Genomic DNA, 17907 nt, shown 5'->3' with positions numbered 1-17907 from the left:
GCCCGGCGTCCCCGACGCCCTTGCCGTCCGCGGTGTCACAGCCGGGGGTCGACCGGTTCCGACTCCAGCGCCAGGACGGCGAAGACGGCCTCGTGGACACGCCACAGCGGCTCCCCGTCGGCCAGCCGGTCCAGCGCCTCCAGGCCGAGCGCGTACTCGCGCAGGGCGAGCGAGCGCTTGTGACCCAGGTGGCGCACCCGCAGCCGCCGCAGGTTCTCCTCGCGCGTGTACTCCGGACCGTAGACGATCCGCAGGTACTCGCGGCCCCGGCACTTCACACCCGGCTGGACCAGCCGTCCGTCCGCGCCGCGCACCAGCGCGTCCAGCGGCTTGACGACCATGCCCTCGCCCCCGGCCTCCGTCATCTCCAGCCACCAGTCGGTGCCGGCCGCGACGGACGCCTCGTCGCCGGTGTCCACGATCAGACGCCCGGTGCGTCGCAGCAGGCCGGTGGGGTCGGCCTCGACCAGCCGGTCCAGCCAGGCGAGCTGGGTGTCGTGGGGGACGGTGGCCAGACTCCGGCCGCGCACCGCCAGGATCTGGAACGGCGCGAGCTCGACGCCGTCGAGCCCGTCCACGGGCCGGCAGTACCGGCCGTACGCCTCGACGAACGCCGCCGCGTCCGCCGCGCGCTCCCGCTGCCGCGCCGGCAGCCCGCCCATCTCCACGCCTCGGGCCGCCGCCGCCTCCAGTGCGGCCAGCGCGCCGGGGAAGACGGCCCCGGCGGCGGCGCCGACCGCGGCGTACTGCCTGCGCAGCAGGCCGGTCGACTTCAGCGACCAGGGCAGCAGCTCGGCGTCGAGCAGCAGCCAGTCGGTGTCCAGCTCCTTCCACAGTCCGCTCGCGTCCGCGGCGGCGCGGACGCGGGCGAGGAGCTGCTCGGTGACGGCCCGCTCGGCGAAGAACGGCCGCCCGGTGCGGGTGTGGAGCGCGCCCGTCTCCCCGTTCGCGGCGCCGAACCGCTCGGTGGCCGCGCCGGCGTCGCGACAGACCAGGGCGACGGCGCGGGAGCCCATGTGCTTCTCCTGGCAGATCACCTTCTCCACCCCGGCCGCGCGGTACTCGGCGAACGCCTCGGCCGGGTGTTCGAGGTACCCGTCGAGCCGCGAGGTGGCGCAGGGCGCCATCGTCGGCGGCAGGTAGGGCAGCAGCCTGGGGTCGATCGCGAAGCGGCTCATCACCTCCAGCGCGGCGGCGGCGTTCTCCTCGCGCACGGCGACGCGGCCCGCGTGGCGGGTCTCCACCACCCGGCGGCCGTGCACGTCGGCCAGGGCGAGCGGGCGTCCCTCGTGACCCCCCGGCGCGTCGGTGGCCGGCGGCCTCGCCGGCTCGTACCAGACCCGCTCGGCGGGGACGTCGACCAGTTCGCGCTCGGGCCAGCGCAGGGCGGTCAGGGCGCCGCCGAAGACGCAGCCGGTGTCCAGGCAGATGGTGTTGTTCAGCCAGGTCGCGCGCGGGGTGGGGGTGTGGCCGTAGACCACGGCCGCCCGGCCCCGGTAGTCCTCCGCCCACGGGTAACGCACCGGCAGGCCGAACTCGTCGGTCTCGCCCGTGGTGTCGCCGTACAGCGCGTGCGAGCGGACCCGGCCGGAGGTGCGGCCGTGGTACTTCTCGGGCAGCCCGGCGTGGCAGACGACCAGCGCGCCGCCGTCGAGCACGTAGTGGCTGACGAGGGAGTCGACGAACGCGGCCACCCGCGCGGGGAACTCCGGGTCGGCGGCGGACTCCTTCTCCACCTGCTCGATGGTCTCGGCCAGTCCGTGGGTGCGCTGGACGGCGCGCCCCTTGAGGTACCGGCCGAGCTTGTTCTCGTGGTTGCCGGGGACGCACAGGGCGTGCCCGGCGGCGACCATGCCCATCACCAGCCGCAGCACTCCGGGGCTGTCCGGTCCGCGGTCGACGAGGTCCCCGACGAAGACGGCGGTGCGGCCGTCCGGGTGAGCGGCGTCCACCGCGCGACCGGCCGCGTCGCGCTCGACGGTGTAGCCGAGCCTTTCCAGCAAGGTCTCCAGTTCGGCGCGGCAGCCGTGGACGTCGCCGACGATGTCGAACGGGCCGGTCAGGTGGCGCAGGTCGTTGTAGCGCCGCTCCAGCTCGATCCGGGCGGCCTCCACCTCCTCGACCCCGCGCAGGACGTGCACCTTGCGGAACCCCTCGCGTTCCAGGGAGCGCAGGGAGCGGCGCATCTCGCGCCGCTGGCGCGGGATGACGTGCGCGGGCATGTCCGCGCGGTCGGGGCGGGCGGCGTTGCGCTCGGCGCAGACGCGCTCGGGCACGTCGAGGACGATCGCCACGGGCAGCACGTCGTGTTCGCGGGCCAGCCTCACCAAGTGGCGGCGGGCCTCGGTCTGGACGTTGGTGGCGTCGACGACGGTCAGGCGTCCGGCGGCCAGCCGCTTGCCGACGATGTGGTGCAGGAGATCGAAGGCGTCGGGGGTGGCGCTCTGGTCGTTCTCGTCGTCGGCGACCAGGCCCCGGCAGAAGTCGGAGGAGACGACCTGGGTGGGCTTGAAGTGGCGGCGGGCGAAGGTGGACTTGCCCGCTCCGGTGGTGCCGATCAGCACGACGAGGGACAGGTCGGGCACGGCGAGCGCCTTGGCGGGGGCCGGGGCGGCGGTCGTCACGCGGCCACCTCCTTCACGGTGGGTTCCGGAGTGTCGCCCGGGGTGCCGTCCGGGGTGCGGGCGAGGGTGAACAGGGCGAGTTGGGTGGGCGGACCGACCTCGGGGTCGTCGTCCCCGACGGGCCGGAACTCCACGGCGTAGCCGTACCGTTCGGCGACCCCGTGCGCCCAGGCGCGGAACTCCTCGCGCGTCCACTCGAAGCGGTGGTCGTGGTGGCGGACGTGGCCCGCGGGCAGGCTCTCCCAGCGCACGTTGTACTCGGCGTTGGGCGTGGTGACGACCACCGTCCTCGGCCGGGCCGCGCCGAAGACCGCGTACTCGGCCGCCGGCAGCCGCGGCGGGTCGATGTGCTCGATCACCTCGCCGAGCACCGCCGCGTCGTAGCCGGACAGCCGGGGGTCGGTGTACGTCAGGGAGCCCTGGACGAGGGTGACGCGGGCCGCCTGCCGCTCGGACATCCGCTCCGGGCGGAGCCTCCGGCCGGCCGCGTGCAGCGCCCGCATCGAGACGTCCACGCCCACCACCTCGGTGAACCGTGCCTCCTTGAGCATCGCCTGGACCAACTGCCCCTGCCCGCAGCCCAGGTCGAGCACGCGGGCGGCGCCCGCCTCGCGCAGCGCGGCGAGGATCGCCTCCCGGCGCAAGGCCGCCGGCGGAGTGGGACGCTCCTCGGTGTCGGCGTCCTCGTCGACGGCGTTGTCCAACTCCTCGACCGCGGTGTCGTCCGCCTCGGCGAGCCGGGCGAGTTCCAGGCGTTCCAGGGCGTCGCGGGTGAGGCGGTGACGGCGTGCCAGGTAGCGGGTGGTGATCAGCGTCTGCTCGGGGTGGTGCTCCAGCCAGCCCTCGCCGGCGCGCAGCAGCTTGTCCACCTCGTCGGGGGCGACCCAGTAGTGCTTGGCGTCGTCCAGCACCGGCAGCAGGACGTACAGGTGGCGCAGCGCGTCGGCCAATCGCGCCTCGCCGTCGAGGACCAGGCGCACGTAACGGGAGTCGCCCCAGTCGGGGAAGCGGACGTCCAGCGGCACCGGCTCGGCCTCCACCGTCCAGCCCAGCGGTTCGAAGAGCCGCCGCACCAGGTCGGCGCCGCCGCGGGCGGGCAGCGCGGGCACCTCGATCCGCAACGGCAGCGTCCGCTCGACCAGTTCGGGGCGGGCCCGGCACCGGCCCTTGAGGGCGCTGGAGAACACGGCGCCCAGGGCCACGGCGAGCAGCGAGGAGGCCGCGTAGGGGCGGTCGTTGACGTACTGGGCCAACGCGGAGTGGGGTGCTCCGCCGCGGCCCTTGCCCCGGCCGCGACGGACCAGCGCGACGGGGTCGATCTCCAGCAGCAGCGCCACGGTGCAGCGGTCCTGCCCCGCCTCGGGGTAGAAGACGTGCGCGGTGCCGTGGGAGGTGGAGAACTCCTGGGCCTTCTCGGGGTGCTTGTGCAGCAGGTGCCCGAGGTCGGTGGCGGGCCGCCCGGCGTCGCCGGTGGTGGTCAGCGTCAGGAACACCTGCACGAGTATGTCCCGGTGGGGGCGGTGTGCCCACCGGTTTTACGTCGCCTCCGCCGCCAGCGCCCTCGCCAGTTCGGTGATCTCTCCGGGGCCGACCCGGCAGCAGCCGCCGATCAGGCGGGCGCCGCCGCGCAGCCACCGTCGGGCGTCGGCCGGTTCGAAGAGCGTCTCCCCCTCCCAGGTGCCGCGTCGGGTGTTCCACTTCTCGCCGCTGTTGGGGTAGACGACCACGGGCCTGCCGGTGGTCCGGGCCGCCAGGGTGACGGCCTCGTCGGCGTCGCGCGGGTCGCAGCAGTTGACGCCGACCGCGATCACCTGGTCGTTTCCGGCGGCGACGGCGAAGGCGTCGCGCAGCGGCTGCCCGGCGCGGGTGCGGCCGGCGGCGACGGTGTACGACAGCCACACCGGCACCCCGCAGCCGGCCGCCGCCCGCAGCAGCGCCTCGGCCTCGTCGACGTCCGGCACCGTCTCCAGCGCCAGGACGTCCGGTTCGGCCGCCGCCAGGGCCTCGATCCGGGGACGGTGGAAGCGCTCCAGTTCGGAGACGCTCAGCCCGTACCGGCCGCGGTACTCGCTGCCGTCGGCGAGCACCGCTCCGTAGGGGCCGACCGAGGCGGCCACCCACACCGGCTCCTCCGGCACGCCGGCCGCCGCCGCGCGGGCCAGGCGCACGCTGCGGCGCAGCAGGGCGTCGGTCTCCGCTCGGCTCAGTCCGCGCCGGGCGAAGCCGGGGTGGGATGCCTGGTAGCTGCCGGTGATGAGCACCCGTGCCCCCGCCCGCAGGTAGGCGGTGTGGGCCGCCTCGATCCGCGCGGGATCGTCGACGAGCAGCCGTGCCGACCAGAGTTCGTCGGACAGGTCGCAGCCCTGCGCCTGGAGTTGGTTGGACAGGCCGCCGTCGAGGACGAGCGGGCCGCGCGCGAGGGCGTCGGCGAGCGGGGGCGGGTGCGGGGTGCCCATGCCGGCCTCGTGGTGTCCTAGGAGAGTCGGCTCTGCACCTGGGAGGAGATCAGCTCCAGGTGGTCGAGGTCGTCCAGGTCCAGGATCTGCAGGTAGATCCGGGAGGAGCCGATCTCGGCGTAGCGGCCGATCTTGTCGACGACCTCGGCCGGGGAGCCGGCCAAGCCGTTCTCCTTCAGTTCCTCCACCTCACGTCCGATGGCCGCGGCGCGACGGGCCACCTCGGCGTCGTTCCGGCCGACGCAGACGACCAGGGCGTTGGAGTAGATCAGGTCGTCGGCGGAGCGTCCGTTGGCCTCGGCGGCCTCCCGCACCCGGCCGAACTGCCGCTCGCTGTCCTCGAGGGAGGCGAAGGGGATGTTGAACTCGTCGGCGAAGCGCGCGGCCAGGGCCGGGGTGCGCTTGGCGCCGTGGCCGCCGATGAGCACCGGCACCTTCTCCTGGACGGGCTTGGGCAGCGCGGGGGAGTCGGTCAGCCGGTAGTGGGCGCCCTCGTAGTCGAACGTCTTGCCGGGCTCGGTTCCCCACAGCCCGGTGATGATCTCCAACTGCTCCTCCAGGCGCGCGAACTTCTCCTTGGGGAAGGGGATGCCGTACGCCGTGTGCTCGGCCTCGAACCAGCCCGCGCCCAGGCCCAGCTCGACGCGCCCGCCGGACATGGCGTCCACCTGCGCCACCTGGATGGCCAGGATGCCGGGCAGTCGGAAGGTGGCCGAGGTCATCAGGGTGCCGAGCCGGATGCGGCTGGTCTCACGGGCCAGCCCGGCCAGCGTCGTCCAGGCGTCGGTGGGTCCGGGCATCGGGTCGCCGTCGCCCATCCGCAGGTAGTGGTCGGAGCGGAAGAAGGCGTCGAAGCCGAGGTCCTCGGTGGCCTTGGCGACCTTGAGCAGGGTGTCGTAGGAGGCGCCCTGCTGGGGTTCGGTGAAGATTCGCAGATCCATGGTCTCTATCCTGCACCGTCGCCTCCGTTCTCCCCGCATCGCGGGCCGGCCGCGGGGCCGGACCGGCCCCCGCGCCCGGGGGCGCGCGGCCCCGGTGCGCGGGGGCCGGGGGCGGACGGCGGCCTGTCGGCGAGCCGTCTGAGGATCTCCGCCACCCGGTCACCGCACTCGTCGGCGGCGTCGATGCCCTCGACGCACCGCCAGTAGAGCGCCTCGTCCTCCGCCTCGATCGCCGCTCGCACCAGCGCTCCCCCGGCCTCGTCCAGCAGCCCGCCGAGGTCGTGGAGGGCGGCGAGCAGGTCGCCGACCTCCGTCATGCGGTCGGCGCGCGCCCCCTCGGCCCGCTGCTCCGGGCCGCGCAGCGAACCGCGGGCGCGGCCGCTCGCCTCGCGCAGGCCCCCGGCCTGGGCCCGCACCTCCGGCGGGCCGCTCGCGGCCAGGTGGATTCCTACCGCCTCCGCGAGGGCCTGCGCCTGCCACGCCTCGGTAACGATGTCAGGGGCTTCCGTACTGTGCGCGAGCGCCTGTCGCGTGTCCTCAATGAGTGGTACCGCATCCATCCACCTTTTCCCTCCGTGACCGTCAACTACCCAGAGTGATACCCATGTCTCCGTCTGGCTAGAGGTTTCGGGAAAACTGTGGAGAAAATCGACACGGTGGAGAACTTCCTCACTCCATAGAGTGACGATTGGTCCGTCCCCGCCCCTCGGTGGGACCGTCCGTCTCACCGGTCCCTCCACCCGTCCCCGGCACCGGGAAACGTCGCTCGTTGCGGTCGATCTTCGCGGCCAGCGCCGCCTGCGCGTTGATCCCCAACACCTCGCAGAACTGCAGCAGGTAGGCGAGGACGTCGGCGACCTCGTCCTCCACCCGGGCCGCCGCGGCCGGGTCGGCCATCACCCGCGCCGACTCCTCCGGCGTCGACCACTGGAAGATCTCGACCAGTTCCGATGCCTCCACGCTCAGCGCCATCGCCAGGTTCTTCGGGGTGTGGTACGGCTCCCAGTGCCGTGCCGCGGCGAACTCGGCCAACCTGCGCTGGAGTTCTCCCATCCGCCCCTCGGGCCGTCCGTCCCGGCGCGCGCCGTCGTCCCCTGTCTCGCTCATGCGCCCAGGTCTACCAGGCACGCCCCGGGTGCCCGCGCGGCGTCGGCAGCGTCGTGCACCGTCCCCAGCAGCCGGATGTGGCCGCGTTCGCACATCCGCGCCGCCAGCCCCACCAACTCCCGCCGCTGCCGCCCGTCCAGGGCGCGGTCGAGGCCGTCGGCCAGCACCGTCAGCGCCTGGTGCGCCTCGGGCACCTCCCGCACCTGGTCGACCTGGAGCACTCCGGGGCCGGTCAGCAGCACCAGCGCGAGCGCCAGGTAGCGCAGTTCTCCGTCCCCGAGCCGGTCCACCGGGGTGGGCTCCAGTCCGTCGCCGCGCTCGACCAGCGCGGCGACCAGGTCCGTGCGCCTCCCCTCGGCCCGGAGTTCGGTGACCAGTTCGGCGACCGGCCCGGCCAGCCCCGCGCGCACCGCCTCCACCAGCACCCCGTACCGGGTGCGGCACTCCCCGCGGGTGCGGCGCAGCACCGCCGCGAGGTTGTCGCAGCCGCCCCGCAGCAGGCCGTCCACGGCGGCCACCGGTTCGCGCATGGTCTCCGGACGCGGGTCGCAGGCGAAGGACGACCGCAGCGCCACGACGACCTGTTCGGCCGCCGCCAGCACCCGCCGCTGCTCCTCGGTGGCGCCCGCCACCCGCAGGGGCAGCAGCGCCGTCCCCAGCCGGTCGTCCGGCAGCGCGGCCCGCGCCATTCGATCCGTGCCCGCGGTGTGCCACTGTGCCTGGACCACGCGCCGCGCCGGGTCGCGCAGCGCCGTGGACAGCAGCGTCCGGCCGTCCGCTCCGGTCAGCCGCTCGCCCGCGACGCGCAGGTCGGGCTCGGTCTGGACGGCGAGGTCGAGCCGGACGGGTCCGGCGGGCCCGTCCACCGTGCATCCGAGCCGGAAGCCTCGCCTGCCCTGCTCGTCCCGGGGCGCGCCGCGCGGCACGTATGCCGACGGCCCGCCGCGCGTCCCGCCGAAGACCTCGCCCAGGCTCTCGCCGCCGCCGAGTCTGGCCAGCGCCTCGTACGCCTCCAGCACCGTGGACTTCCCGCTGCCGCTGCCTCCGGTGACCAGCGTCAACGGCCCCAGGGGGACGCGGAGTCCGCGGTGTCGGCGGAAGGCGGACAACCGCAATTCGGTGACGGCGGGCCGCTGCCCGGCCCCGTTCTCGACCATGGCCGGACCGTACCGGCGGCCCGGGAGCCGAATCGTTACGGCTGTCCGACGTTCCTACGATCAGGGGACGGTTCCCCCGGACTTCCGATCACGGTCCCCGTCCCGGTCGCCTGGAGGGGGGGTGTGGGGCAGCGACCGGGACGGGGGGCGGCGGGACGGCGACCGCCACGTCCCCCACGATGGCGGCGATGACGCTGCGCCACAAGCGGTCACACACCGCCACCGCCCCGCTGTACGGATTCGGGGTTTCGGTGTACGTGTTCGTGTGACCGCTCCGGTCCGGCCGTGCCGGCGCGTTGGGGTTCCGCGCTCCGGAAAGCGCGGGCCCCGCCCTTCCCCCTTGTGCGGCATTCCGTCAACGGAGATCGTTGTCCTGCACCTGACATGCAGATCGGGTTCTCCGGTCCCGCCAGGGACCTCGGAGCCCGGTTCCCGACGGACATCCGGAACGGAGAAGCACGGTGAAACGGAGAAGCACGGCGAACAGGACGAGAGCGGTCCTGCGCAGGATCGCCGCGGTGGCGAGCGCGACACTGGCGGTCGTGGGCGTCTCACTGGCCGGAGCGGCCCCGGCCTCGGCCTCGAGCCACTACTACGAACTCCCGTACCCGGCCGGCGAGGCCTACCAGGTCACCCAGGGCCCGGAGGGCACGTACTCGCACTACGGTCCGTACAACGAGTACGCCTGGGACTTCGGGCTCCCGGCGAACTACGAGGTCTCCGCCGCACAGGGAGGCACGGTCCTCGTCTCGGACTGGTCCCCGTACTGGCAGAACGGCATCGAGGTGATCATCCGGCACTCGAACGGTCAGTGCACCCACTACGCGCACCTCAACCGGGCGATCTACAACACCGGTGACTGGGTCCCACAGGGCCGGGTCATCGGCTGGTCCGGCAGCACGGGGGCGTCCACCGCACCCCACCTGCACTTCCAGGTGATCGACTGCAACACCCGCGTGGGCATCCCCGCCACGCTCCAGGGCTGGACGCCCCCCACCGGCTCCTGGCCGGTGAGCGTCAACCACTACGCCTGACCTCCGGCGCGTTCCCGCCGCATCGGCGCGACGCACCGACGGGGTGCCGCCGCACCCCGTTCCCGCCCACGGGCGAGAGCTTCCTCGTCCGCGCCGTGACCCATCCGGTCGGCGAGGTGGGCATCCGACAGTTCCCGGACATCGGCACCGGCCTGCCGACCTCCGACACCATCCTGCGCGACGCGGTCCGGCCCCTGCGCCGCGACCGTCCCGCCCGCGCAGCCCCGAGCGGATCGCCGGGTTCTTCGACGGCCTGGAACTGCTCGAACCCGGCCCGGTTCCCAGCACGCCGTGGCGGCCCCGTTCACGACGAGAGCCCTGCCGCACGGGCGTTCGCGCGGCAGGGCTCGGTCGTCAAGACCACCGGTCAGGCCGTGGCGGGTGCCGGGCCGACCAGTTGCTCCAGGACGTCCTCCATGGTGACGAAGCCGAGCAGTGCGTCCTCGTCGCCGGTGACGGCGGCCAGGTGGGTGCCGGCGGCGCGCATGGTGGTGAGGACGTCGTCCATCGGGGTGTCGGCCCGGACCCGGACGACCCTGCGCAGCGCCTCGGGCGGGAACGGCTTGTCCCGGTGGACGACGCCGAGGGCGTCCTTGACGTGCAGGTAGCCCAGCACCGTCCCGCCCGGCCCGGTGACCGGCAGCCGGGAGTAGCCGGCCGTGGTGGCGGTGCGTTCCAACTCGTCGGGGGTGACCGTGTGGCCGACGGTGTGCATCCGGTGCAGGGGCACCAGGACCTCGCCCACCGGTCGGCGGCCCAGCTCCAGGGCGTCGCGCAGCCGCTGGTGGCCGCCGGGCTCGATCAGTCCGGCCCGGCCCGCGTCCTCGGCCATGCGGGCGAGTTCCTCGTCGGTGAAGACGGAGGTGACCTCGTCCTTGGGCTCCACCCGCAGCAGGCGCAGCAGGGCGTTGGCGAAGGCGTTGATGCCGAAGATCGCCGGCCGCAGGGCCCGGGTGAGGGTCACCAGCGGCGGCCCCAGCAGCAGCGCCGTGCGGGCCGGGGCGGCCAGCGCGATGTTCTTCGGCACCATCTCGCCGACGAGCATGTGCAGGTAGGTCGCCAGGGCCAGCGCGATGACGAAGGCGATGGGGTGCACCAGCGCGTCGGGGACGCCGATCGCCGCGAAGGGCGGCTCCAGCAGGTGCGCGATCGCCGGTTCGGCCACCGCGCCCAGGACCAGCGAGGAGACGGTGATGCCGAGCTGGGCGGTGGCCATCAGGGCGGAGAGGTGCTCCAGGCCCCACAGCACCGTGCGGGCGCGTTTGACGCCCTTCTCGGCGTGCGGCTCGATCTGGCTGCGGCGCACGGAGATCATCGCGAACTCGGCGCCCACGAAGAAGGCGTTGGTGAACAGCGTCAGAACGCCGATGATCAGTTGGACCCAGGTCATCGGGCGCCTTCCTCCACCAGTTCACGGCTCGGAGCGGGGGCGGTGATCCGCACCCGGTCCGCGCGGTGGTGGTCGACGTCCAGGACGCGCAGCTCCCAGCCGTCGACCTCGACGGCGTCGCCGGGGGCGGGGATGCGTTCCAGCAGGGTGGCGACCAGTCCGGCGGCGGTCTCGTAGGGGCCGTCGGGGGCGGTCAGGCCGATTCCCGCCAGCTCGTCCAGACGGACGCCGCCGTCGGCCTCCCAGCACTCCCGGCCGTCGGAGGTCGGGCCCACGGGGCTCAGCGCGGGTTCCTCCTGGGGGTCGTGTTCGTCGCGGACCTCGCCGACGACCTCCTCGACGATGTCCTCGACGGAGGCGACACCGGCGGTGCCGCCGTACTCGTCGACGACGACCGCTATGGTGCGGCGGCTGCGCAGCCGCTCCAGCAGGCGGTCGACGGGCAGCGTCTCGGGCACCAGCAGCGGTTCGGTGAGCAGCTCGGTGACGGGGGTCCGGGAGCGGGCGGCGGCCTCCAGGGCGAGGACGTCGCGGATGTGGACGGTGCCGATCACCTCGTCCAGGGTGTCCCGGTAGACGGGGAAGACGGACAGTCCGGTGGCCAGCGTCAGGTTGGCGGCGTCGGCGGCGGTGGCGTGCGCCTCCAGCGCCTTGACGTCCACGCGCGGGGTCATCACGTTCTCGGCGGTCAGCTCGCTCAGGTGGAGGGTGCGCACGAACAGTTCGGCGGAGTCCTCCTCGATCACGCCCTCCCTGGCCGAGCGCCTGGCCAGGGAGACCAGCTCGTCCGGGGTGCGGGCCGAGGCGAGTTCCTCGGCGGGCTCCAGGCCGAGGCGGCGCACCAGGTGGTTGGCGGTGGTGTTCAGGTGGCGGATCAGGGGCCGGAAGGCGGCGGTGAAACCGCGCTGGGGCCCGGCGACGACCTTGGCCACCGTCAGGGGGCTGGAGATCGCCCAGTTCTTGGGCACCAGCTCGCCGAGCACCATCAGCACCACCGTGGAGACGGTGACGCCCAGCACGGTGGCGATCGGGGAGACCGCTCCGGCGGGCAGCCCGGCGGCCAGGAGCGGCCCGCGCAGCAGCGCGGCCAGGGAGGGCTCGGCGAGCATGCCGATCACCAGGGAGGTCACCGTGATGCCCAGTTGGGCGCCGGAGAGCTGGAAGGTCAGTTGCCTGACGGCCTTCAGCGCGCTGTCGGCTCCGCGCTCCCCGTCACGCGCGGCCCGCTCCAGTTCTCCCCTCTCGACCGTGGTCAGGGAGAACTCCGCCGCGACGAAGATCGCGCATCCCAGGACGAGCGCGAGGGCGACCAGGAGGAGCAGGACTTCGATCACCGTGCCACCTCCGCTCGCTCACCGGTTCCGGAGCGGCCGCGGGTGGCACGGCTGGTACTAGGGGGTTCGCCCATGGCGGGTGTGTTTGCCCTTTCTCGACTGATGGTCGGGATGTCCGAAGAGTACCGGCACCCCCAGCCATAGTAAAGGCCGAGCAAAACACCATCGGGAGCCGATTCGGCACGCTCTGTCACCGCCGCTTTTCGGTCTTCTCCCGGGCACGGAAGCACCGGCGGACGGTGGCCGTGGACCCGTCCTGGTCACCGGGGGTGGGTGGCCGAGCCCGCCCGGCGTGCGGCCGGGTGGAGGTGGGGCTCGGGTGACCAGGACGGGAGCAGGTGGGTCCGCCGCGCGCGCGGCGGCGGCGAGACGTCGATCACCGGGGCGACGACGCCGACGGGCCAGGCCCGCAGCGCGTAACTCCCGGTGTGGTCGGAGACGGTGAGGTGAAACGGCAACCCCTCGGCGAGCCGATCGGACGCGGCCCGCTGCCGCTCCTCGTCCTCGCACCACCGCCGCAACTCCGTCGGCGCGTCGGACAGCCCCTCCGGCACGCGGCCGAGCGTGCCGGCCGGTGCCCAACGCACCCCCGGGTCGGGATCGAGCCCGTCGGCGACACGGCGGGCCTGTTCCCGCAGCCAGCGCAGCGCGAGGCGGCGGTTGGGTGCCGTGAGGCGCCCGAGCGACACGGCGACCGTGGTGCCGTTCACCGGCCCCTCCGCGACGACCTCGGCCCGGTAGGAACGGGCCGTGTCCCTCTTCTCGCCCCCCGGGTCCCTCCACTCCGGGCGGGCCGTCCTCCGCACCGGGGTGAGCGCGGCGGGAGGTCCCGCCTCCCACGAGAGGCGGTGTCGCACGGGGCCCGTGAGACGGATGGTGCGGGCGGTGAGGCGGAGGTCGTTCGTCACGTCCCCCACGGTGACATCGGTAGCGCAGCGTGACAAGCGGTGACGCACCGCGAACATCTGTTGTACGAGTGGCGCGTCACCCCGCACCCTCCGGTACGCGACCGTACGCGGCGGGGGTCCCGCCGCGCGGCGGGACCCCCGGACGCCCACGGAAGCCGGGCGACCCGGACGGCGACTCGGCCGTCACCCTCGGTCACCCGCTCAGCTCCGGCTTGCCGAACAGCACGGCGTACCCGGAGGGCAGTTGGCTGAGGATCTGGTTGAACTCGCCGCCGGAGATCGCCTCGCTCATGGGGGCCAGCACGGCGCTGGCGTCCCACTCGGCCGTCCTGGGTCGGGCGCCGGTCCGCTCGCCCACCCGGCGGCAGAACTCCTCCACGCCGAACGTCTCGGGCTGGTCGACCCGGTTCTCCTGGAGGACGTCGCTCAGGTGGCCCGGCAGTTGCGCGGCCAGGTCCTCGACCTCTCCCGGGGTGATCCTGGACGCGAACACCGACAGCACCGCGTCGGTGATCTCCTCCGCCTCCTTCTGACTCTTGTACTCCCCGAGGTCACGGACTCGGGCGAGGAACTCGTCGTACCTCATCGGTGGCCTTCCTTCCCAACCGAGGGGTGTCACTCGGGCGGCTTCCGGGTCCCCCGTATCCCCGCCGTGAATCACCCGCCCGGTCCGCGTCCGGCCGGCGGTGGCCGCGGAGGCGCCGGCGGTCGTGGCGGTGGGCACGGTCGTCGGCGCGCCGGTCGCCGGGAGTGAACGCCCGTGCCCTCGCGCGTCGGTCCTCGTTGGCCCCCTGCGAGGAGGCCCCGGCGGCCGGGCGCGGGGCCGCGGAACCCGAGGAGCCGCGAGCATGGTCGACACCACGCCGGTGCGGGGGGCGGACCTGCCGCCCGGTCCCCGACTGCCGTACGCCGTCCAGGGGTTGCGCATGTTGTACGCGCCCGAGGCGTTCGCCGGGGCCTGTCGGCGGCGCTACGGGGAGACCTACACCCTGGGGGTGCCGCGGCGGCCGGTCACCGTGTGGAGTTCGGACCCGGCCCTGGCCCGGCTGGTGACCAGGCTGCCGGACGAGGTCTCCACGGCGACCGAGTGGAACGCGGCGGCGGACTTCCTGTGGGGTCCGCGCTCGCCCTTCGTCATCGAGGGCGAGGAGCACCGGCGGACCCGCCGGCTGGTGATGCCGGTGCTGCGCGGCCCTCGCGTGCTCGCCCGCCGCGCGGAGATCGACGAGGCCGTGCGGCGGACGGTGGCGGGCTGGAGCCGGGAGCGCCCCGTCCGGCTGTTGGAGGAGATGCGGGCCCTGGTGCTGGAGTTGATCGTGGACTCCGTCTTCGGCGCCGGTTCCGGCACCGGCTCCGGCGCCGACCCGCTCGCGTCGCGGGTCGCCCGTCTCACCGAGACACTGCGCAGGATCACCCTCGGCTCGCTGCTGCTGCCGTGGACCCGGCACGTCCCCGGCAGCGCGTACGGGCGGGTGCTGCGCGCCCGGCGCGAGCTGGCCGACTGTCTGCACGCCGCGTCCCTGGCCCGGGCCGAGGAGGGCGGCGGGCCGGGTCTGTTGGGCGATCTGACGCGGGCCCGCGCGGACGGACGGCTCGCCGAGGACGCCCTCACCGACCAGTTGATCGCCTTCCTGCTGGGCGGCTACGCGACCACCGCGACGGCGCTCGCCTCCACCTTCGACCTGCTGCTGCACCATCCCGCGGCGCTGGAGCGGGCCGAGCGCGAGGCCGTCTCCGGCGGGGAGGGCGGGGCCGGGAGGGGGCCGTGGCTGGAGGCCGTCGTCCTGGAGAGCCTGCGGCTGAGCCCGCCCGCGTGGGTCTTCGGGCGGGCGCTGCGCCGGCCGGTGGAGTTCGACCGGTGGCGGCTGCCGGCCGGGGCGTGGGTGGCCTTCGACGTGCTCGCGATGCACCGCCGGGCGGACGCCCTCGCCGGCCTGGGCGCCGATCCGGGCGCCTTCCGTCCCGAGCGGCACCTGGCGCGGTCGTCGGACGGCAGGCGGCGCACCGGCGCGGTGCCGTCCTGGCACGTCTTCGGCGGCGGCGCGCGGGTGTGCCCGGGGGCGTCCTTCGCGCCCTTCGTGGTGCGGACCGTGCTCGCCTCGGTGTTGGCGCGGGTGCGGCTGCGGCCGGTGCGGGACCGGCCGGGGACCCTGGTGCGCGAGTCGACGCTGCTGGTGGTGCGGGACGGGGTGCCCGTCACCGTGTCGGACCGCTGAGCGCCTCCCGCACCGGCCGGGCGTGCGCGGCCAGTTCCCGACCGAAGGCGTCGGCCAGCGACCGGACCCGGCCGGGAAGGGTGTGGCCGACCACGCTCAGGGTGTACGTGCCCGCGCAGTCCGTCAGCGCGAAGCCGACCGTTCCCGGCGCCTGCACGGGCGGCAGGGGGATCACCCGCTCCAGCGGTCTGCCGCCCAACGCCCAGGAGCCGCGCGGCCACCGGAAGGCCATGCAGGCCACGGGGGCCTGCCCGGGAGCCCCGGCCCGCGCGGCGAGCAGGCGCAGCGCCCAGGGGCCCAGCCGCGCGGCGGCGTCGACGACGCGCGCGGTCGGGTCCGCGCCCCGCAGCGGGCCGTGGTCGGCCAGCAGCCCCCGGCAGGCCGCCAGGCGCTCGGCCGGATCGCCGGAGTCCACCGGGAGCGGCACCCGCACCACCGAGACGACGTTGCCGAGCGTCCCCTCGTCCTCCGGGGCGCGCAGGTCCACGGGGAACACCCCGTACAGCGGGCGGGGGGCTCCGGGCCACCTCTCCGGCGCGCCGTGGACGGCGCGCAGCGCGCCCGTGGCCGCCGCCAGGAGCACCTCGTTGAGGGTCGCCCCCAGCCCCGGCAGGGCCCGGCGGGCGGCCCGCACCGCGTCCGCGTCCACCTCCGTCCAGGCCAACTCCGGCCGGGGCGGCGCCCCTTCGGGCAGAGGGAGCGCCCGGCCGGAGCCCAGCGGGACGCGGGGTCGGGCGGACGGCCGCGCGTGGTCCGGGTGGGCGGCCCGGAGGGCGCGCACGGCCCGCACGCCTCCGCCGGTCCTGCCGCCGCGCCCGAGGCCGCCGTCGAGGAGCCGGCTCAGCAGAAGTTCCAGGGAGCGTCCGTCCAAAAGGGCGTGATGGGCCGTCAGCACCAGGGCGAACCGTCCCTCCCCAGCCCGCCGTACCAGGCGCAGCCGCCAGGGCGGCAGCCCGTCGGGCAGGGGGTGGGCGACGAGTCGGTCGAGCAGGTCGGCGAACTCCGCCTCTCCGCTTGTGTGTTCACCGGCGTCGCCGGTGGGGACGACCTGACGGCCGGGGTCGAAGCGCTCCAGCGGCAGCCAGCGATGCGGGCGCGGCCAGGCGGACTCCTTCGGCCGTGCCAGCACCCGGCACAGTCGGGGCAGGCCGCCCCACCGCTCGACGACCCGGTCGCGCACCTCGTCCACGCGCGGCGGTTCGCCGACGAACAGCGCCGCCGCCCCGATGGTCTCGGGAACTCCGCGCATGGCGCACAGCAGTTCGTCGACGGGCGACAGCGCGATTCCGTCCCTCATGTCCTCCACCCGCTTCCTCGCACGCTCACACAGACCATTCGGAATTTCTCCCGAAAAGCACACGAGTCGCGCGTTCCAGACATTCTCCGATTTCTGTGTGAGTATTCTGCCGATCCGGTCGACGAGAAGAGAGAACCCATGGCCCCTCCGGTCCTGGCCGGCACCGCGCTCGACCCGGTACGCCGCTGGCTGCTCACCACCGACCAGCGTGGTCTCGCGGACGTCTACGACGAACTGCGCGCCGCCGGGCCGCTGGTGCCCACCGCCTGGGGCTCCCTGCTCGTCACGGGCCGGCGGGACTGCGCCCGGGTGCTCACCGACCGGACCTGGCTGACGATCGGCGCCCGGTGGCGCGACCGGAACTGCCCCGGCTGGCGGCGCAGTCCGAGCACCGTCGCGCTGTGCCGCAGCGCCCTGCAGACGGACCCGCCGCTCCACGCCCACAAGCGGCACCTGCTGACACGGGTGGTCGCCCCACGGCTCCTGCCCCACCTGGACACGGTGGTGGCACGGCAGGTCGACGCTCATCTGCGCGCCCTGGACGACCGGTTGAGGCGCGAGGGGACGGTCGACGTGGTGGAGGCGGTGTGCCGGCCGTTGCCCACCGCCGTCCTGACCGAGCTGCTGGACCTGCCGCCCGTCGACCTCGACTGGCTCCGCACCGCCGCCCACGACTACTCCCGCACGGCGGAACTGGTGCGCACACCCACCCTGGTGCGTCGGGCGGACGCCGCGGCGGTGGCCCTCACCGACCGGCTGGGCGCGCTGATCGACCGCCGGCGGCGAGAGTCCCCGCTCCCGCGCTGGTGCGAACCGGCCCCGCAGGACGCGTTGGACGTCCTCCTCACCCTGTTCGGCGCGGGCGTGGTGACCACCTCCGCCCTGCTGGGCAGCGTCTGCCTGGCGCTGGTGGAGAACCCCGCGACGGCCGCGCGGATCGACGGCGACCCCCGTCTCGCCGACCGGTTCGTCGACGAGGTGCTGCGCTGGGACCCGCCCGCCCGCGTGGTGACCCGCGTCGCCGCCGCCCCCGCCGAACTGGCCGGAACCGTCCTGCCCGCGGGCCGGGTGGTGCACGTGCTCCTCGGCGCGGCGCACCGCGACCCGGAGGCGTTCGACGACCCCCACGCGTTCGACCCGTGGCGTCCGTCCGAGCGGACGCTCGCCTTCGGCGCGGGGGCGCACTACTGCGTGGGCGCGGCCGTGGGCCGGGCCCAGGCCGTGGCGCTGGCGCGCGGCCTCGCCCGGCGCCTTCGGGGCCTGCGGCTCGCCGCCCCGCCCCGGAGGCGGACCGGCCCGAACTTCGCCGACCTCGACCACCTGCCCGTCACCGCCGGGCTCGCCGCGGCTCGCACCGCACGCCCGCCACGCGCCCGCACGGAACGGCACGGAACGTGAACGTCCCGCGGGCCCACGCCCGCGCGCACCGGAACACCACACGCA

At 74.6% G+C, this 17907-nt stretch carries 15 protein-coding genes and 1 pseudogene; 4 read left to right on the top strand and 12 right to left on the bottom strand.

All coding sequences use genetic code 11. From position 1 onward, the window contains the following. Positions 1 to 35: 35 nt before the first annotated feature. The 7 genes from IF47_RS0112875 to IF47_RS0112845 form a co-directional block, all read right to left on the bottom strand. The gene (locus tag IF47_RS0112875) at positions 36 to 2624 is read right to left on the bottom strand and encodes a polynucleotide kinase-phosphatase (RefSeq protein WP_031508864.1); all 2589 of its coding nucleotides are present in this window, start codon (positions 2622 to 2624) and stop codon (positions 36 to 38) included. Beyond that, entirely contained in the window at positions 2621 to 4117 is a 1497-nt protein-coding gene (locus IF47_RS0112870) for a 3' terminal RNA ribose 2'-O-methyltransferase Hen1 (protein WP_031508863.1), read from the bottom strand. The genes IF47_RS0112875 and IF47_RS0112870 overlap by 4 nt, the downstream gene beginning before the upstream one ends. Positions 4118 to 4159: 42 nt before the next feature. Then, positions 4160 to 5080, bottom strand: coding sequence for a homocysteine S-methyltransferase (gene mmuM, locus IF47_RS0112865; protein WP_031508862.1), 921 nt, complete (start codon positions 5078 to 5080; stop codon positions 4160 to 4162). A gap of 17 nt (positions 5081 to 5097) precedes the next feature. After that, complete coding sequence (locus tag IF47_RS0112860) at positions 5098 to 6021, bottom strand: LLM class F420-dependent oxidoreductase (RefSeq protein ID WP_031508861.1); 924 nt, start codon at positions 6019 to 6021, stop codon at positions 5098 to 5100. Between the two features lie 5 nt (positions 6022 to 6026). Continuing rightward, positions 6027 to 6581, bottom strand: coding sequence for a DUF6099 family protein (locus IF47_RS0112855; protein WP_078591785.1), 555 nt, complete (start codon positions 6579 to 6581; stop codon positions 6027 to 6029). 109 nt (positions 6582 to 6690) lie between these two features. Then, complete coding sequence (locus IF47_RS0112850) at positions 6691 to 7074, bottom strand: nucleotide pyrophosphohydrolase (RefSeq protein ID WP_031508859.1); 384 nt, start codon at positions 7072 to 7074, stop codon at positions 6691 to 6693. A 50-nt stretch (positions 7075 to 7124) separates the two neighbouring features. Beyond that, positions 7125 to 8285 (bottom strand): AAA family ATPase, encoded by a 1161-nt coding sequence (locus tag IF47_RS0112845; protein WP_031508858.1) that lies wholly within the window; start codon positions 8283 to 8285, stop codon positions 7125 to 7127. 518 nt (positions 8286 to 8803) lie between these two features. On the opposite strand from IF47_RS0112845, the gene IF47_RS0112835 reads away from it, so the two are divergent. After that, positions 8804 to 9319 carry a M23 family metallopeptidase gene (locus IF47_RS0112835; RefSeq protein WP_281179468.1) on the top strand — a complete coding sequence of 172 codons (516 nt, stop codon included), beginning with the start codon at positions 8804 to 8806 and terminating at the stop codon, positions 9317 to 9319. Positions 9320 to 9396: 77 nt separating this feature from the next. Then, positions 9397 to 9486: pseudogene (locus tag IF47_RS32135) on the top strand (SAM-dependent methyltransferase); the annotation flags it as partial. A 200-nt stretch (positions 9487 to 9686) separates the two neighbouring features. Here the strand turns inward: IF47_RS32135 and IF47_RS0112830 are convergent. The 4 genes from IF47_RS0112830 to IF47_RS0112815 all read right to left on the bottom strand — a co-directional run bounded on the left by IF47_RS0112830 (position 9687) and on the right by IF47_RS0112815 (position 13537). After that, entirely contained in the window at positions 9687 to 10709 is a 1023-nt protein-coding gene (locus IF47_RS0112830) for a hemolysin family protein (RefSeq protein WP_031508856.1), read from the bottom strand. Beyond that, positions 10706 to 12043, bottom strand: a complete 1338-nt coding sequence (locus IF47_RS0112825) for a hemolysin family protein (protein ID WP_031508855.1) — start codon at positions 12041 to 12043, stop codon at positions 10706 to 10708. The genes IF47_RS0112830 and IF47_RS0112825 overlap by 4 nt, the downstream gene beginning before the upstream one ends. A gap of 260 nt (positions 12044 to 12303) precedes the next feature. Further along, positions 12304 to 12951 (bottom strand): hypothetical protein, encoded by a 648-nt coding sequence (locus IF47_RS30175; protein ID WP_157839959.1) that lies wholly within the window; start codon positions 12949 to 12951, stop codon positions 12304 to 12306. Between the two features lie 193 nt (positions 12952 to 13144). Next, positions 13145 to 13537, bottom strand: a complete 393-nt coding sequence (locus IF47_RS0112815; protein ID WP_031508853.1) for a DUF2267 domain-containing protein — start codon at positions 13535 to 13537, stop codon at positions 13145 to 13147. A gap of 262 nt (positions 13538 to 13799) precedes the next feature. Between IF47_RS0112815 and IF47_RS0112810 the strand changes: the two genes are divergently transcribed. After that, complete coding sequence (locus tag IF47_RS0112810; protein WP_031508852.1) at positions 13800 to 15167, top strand: cytochrome P450; 1368 nt, start codon at positions 13800 to 13802, stop codon at positions 15165 to 15167. On the opposite strand, the gene IF47_RS30690 is transcribed toward IF47_RS0112810, so the two are convergent. Then, positions 15148 to 16464 carry a wax ester/triacylglycerol synthase domain-containing protein gene (locus IF47_RS30690; RefSeq protein WP_169745212.1) on the bottom strand — a complete coding sequence of 439 codons (1317 nt, stop codon included), beginning with the start codon at positions 16462 to 16464 and terminating at the stop codon, positions 15148 to 15150. The two genes, IF47_RS0112810 and IF47_RS30690, sit on opposite strands and share 20 nt — an antisense overlap. A 138-nt stretch (positions 16465 to 16602) precedes the next feature. On the opposite strand from IF47_RS30690, the gene IF47_RS30685 reads away from it, so the two are divergent. Continuing rightward, positions 16603 to 17862, top strand: a complete 1260-nt coding sequence (locus IF47_RS30685; RefSeq protein ID WP_031508850.1) for a cytochrome P450 — start codon at positions 16603 to 16605, stop codon at positions 17860 to 17862. The last annotated feature ends 45 nt before the right edge of the window (positions 17863 to 17907 follow it).

This window comes from Streptomyces megasporus, assembly GCF_000718985.1.
In the GTDB taxonomy this organism is placed as follows: domain Bacteria; phylum Actinomycetota; class Actinomycetes; order Streptomycetales; family Streptomycetaceae; genus Streptomyces; species Streptomyces megasporus.
Note: the sequence above shows the minus strand (reverse complement) of the source record. Positions and strands in the feature narration are given on the sequence as shown.

Excerpts from the sequence above, each read along its gene's own strand:
- IF47_RS0112845 (WP_031508858.1), bottom strand. The coding sequence starts at position 8,285 with ATGGTCGAGAACGGGGCCGGGCAGCGGCCCGCCGTCACCGAATTGCGG.
- IF47_RS30690 (WP_169745212.1), bottom strand. The coding sequence starts at position 16,464 with ATGAGGGACGGAATCGCGCTGTCGCCCGTCGACGAACTGCTGTGCGCC.
- IF47_RS0112860 (WP_031508861.1), bottom strand. The coding sequence starts at position 6,021 with ATGGATCTGCGAATCTTCACCGAACCCCAGCAGGGCGCCTCCTACGAC.
- IF47_RS0112810 (WP_031508852.1), top strand. The coding sequence starts at position 13,800 with ATGGTCGACACCACGCCGGTGCGGGGGGCGGACCTGCCGCCCGGTCCC.
- IF47_RS0112850 (WP_031508859.1), bottom strand. The coding sequence starts at position 7,074 with ATGGGAGAACTCCAGCGCAGGTTGGCCGAGTTCGCCGCGGCACGGCAC.
- IF47_RS0112830 (WP_031508856.1), bottom strand. The coding sequence starts at position 10,709 with ATGACCTGGGTCCAACTGATCATCGGCGTTCTGACGCTGTTCACCAAC.
- IF47_RS0112815 (WP_031508853.1), bottom strand. The coding sequence starts at position 13,537 with ATGAGGTACGACGAGTTCCTCGCCCGAGTCCGTGACCTCGGGGAGTAC.
- IF47_RS0112855 (WP_078591785.1), bottom strand. The coding sequence starts at position 6,581 with ATGGATGCGGTACCACTCATTGAGGACACGCGACAGGCGCTCGCGCAC.
- IF47_RS30685 (WP_031508850.1), top strand. The coding sequence starts at position 16,603 with ATGGCCCCTCCGGTCCTGGCCGGCACCGCGCTCGACCCGGTACGCCGC.
- mmuM (WP_031508862.1), bottom strand. The coding sequence starts at position 5,080 with ATGGGCACCCCGCACCCGCCCCCGCTCGCCGACGCCCTCGCGCGCGGC.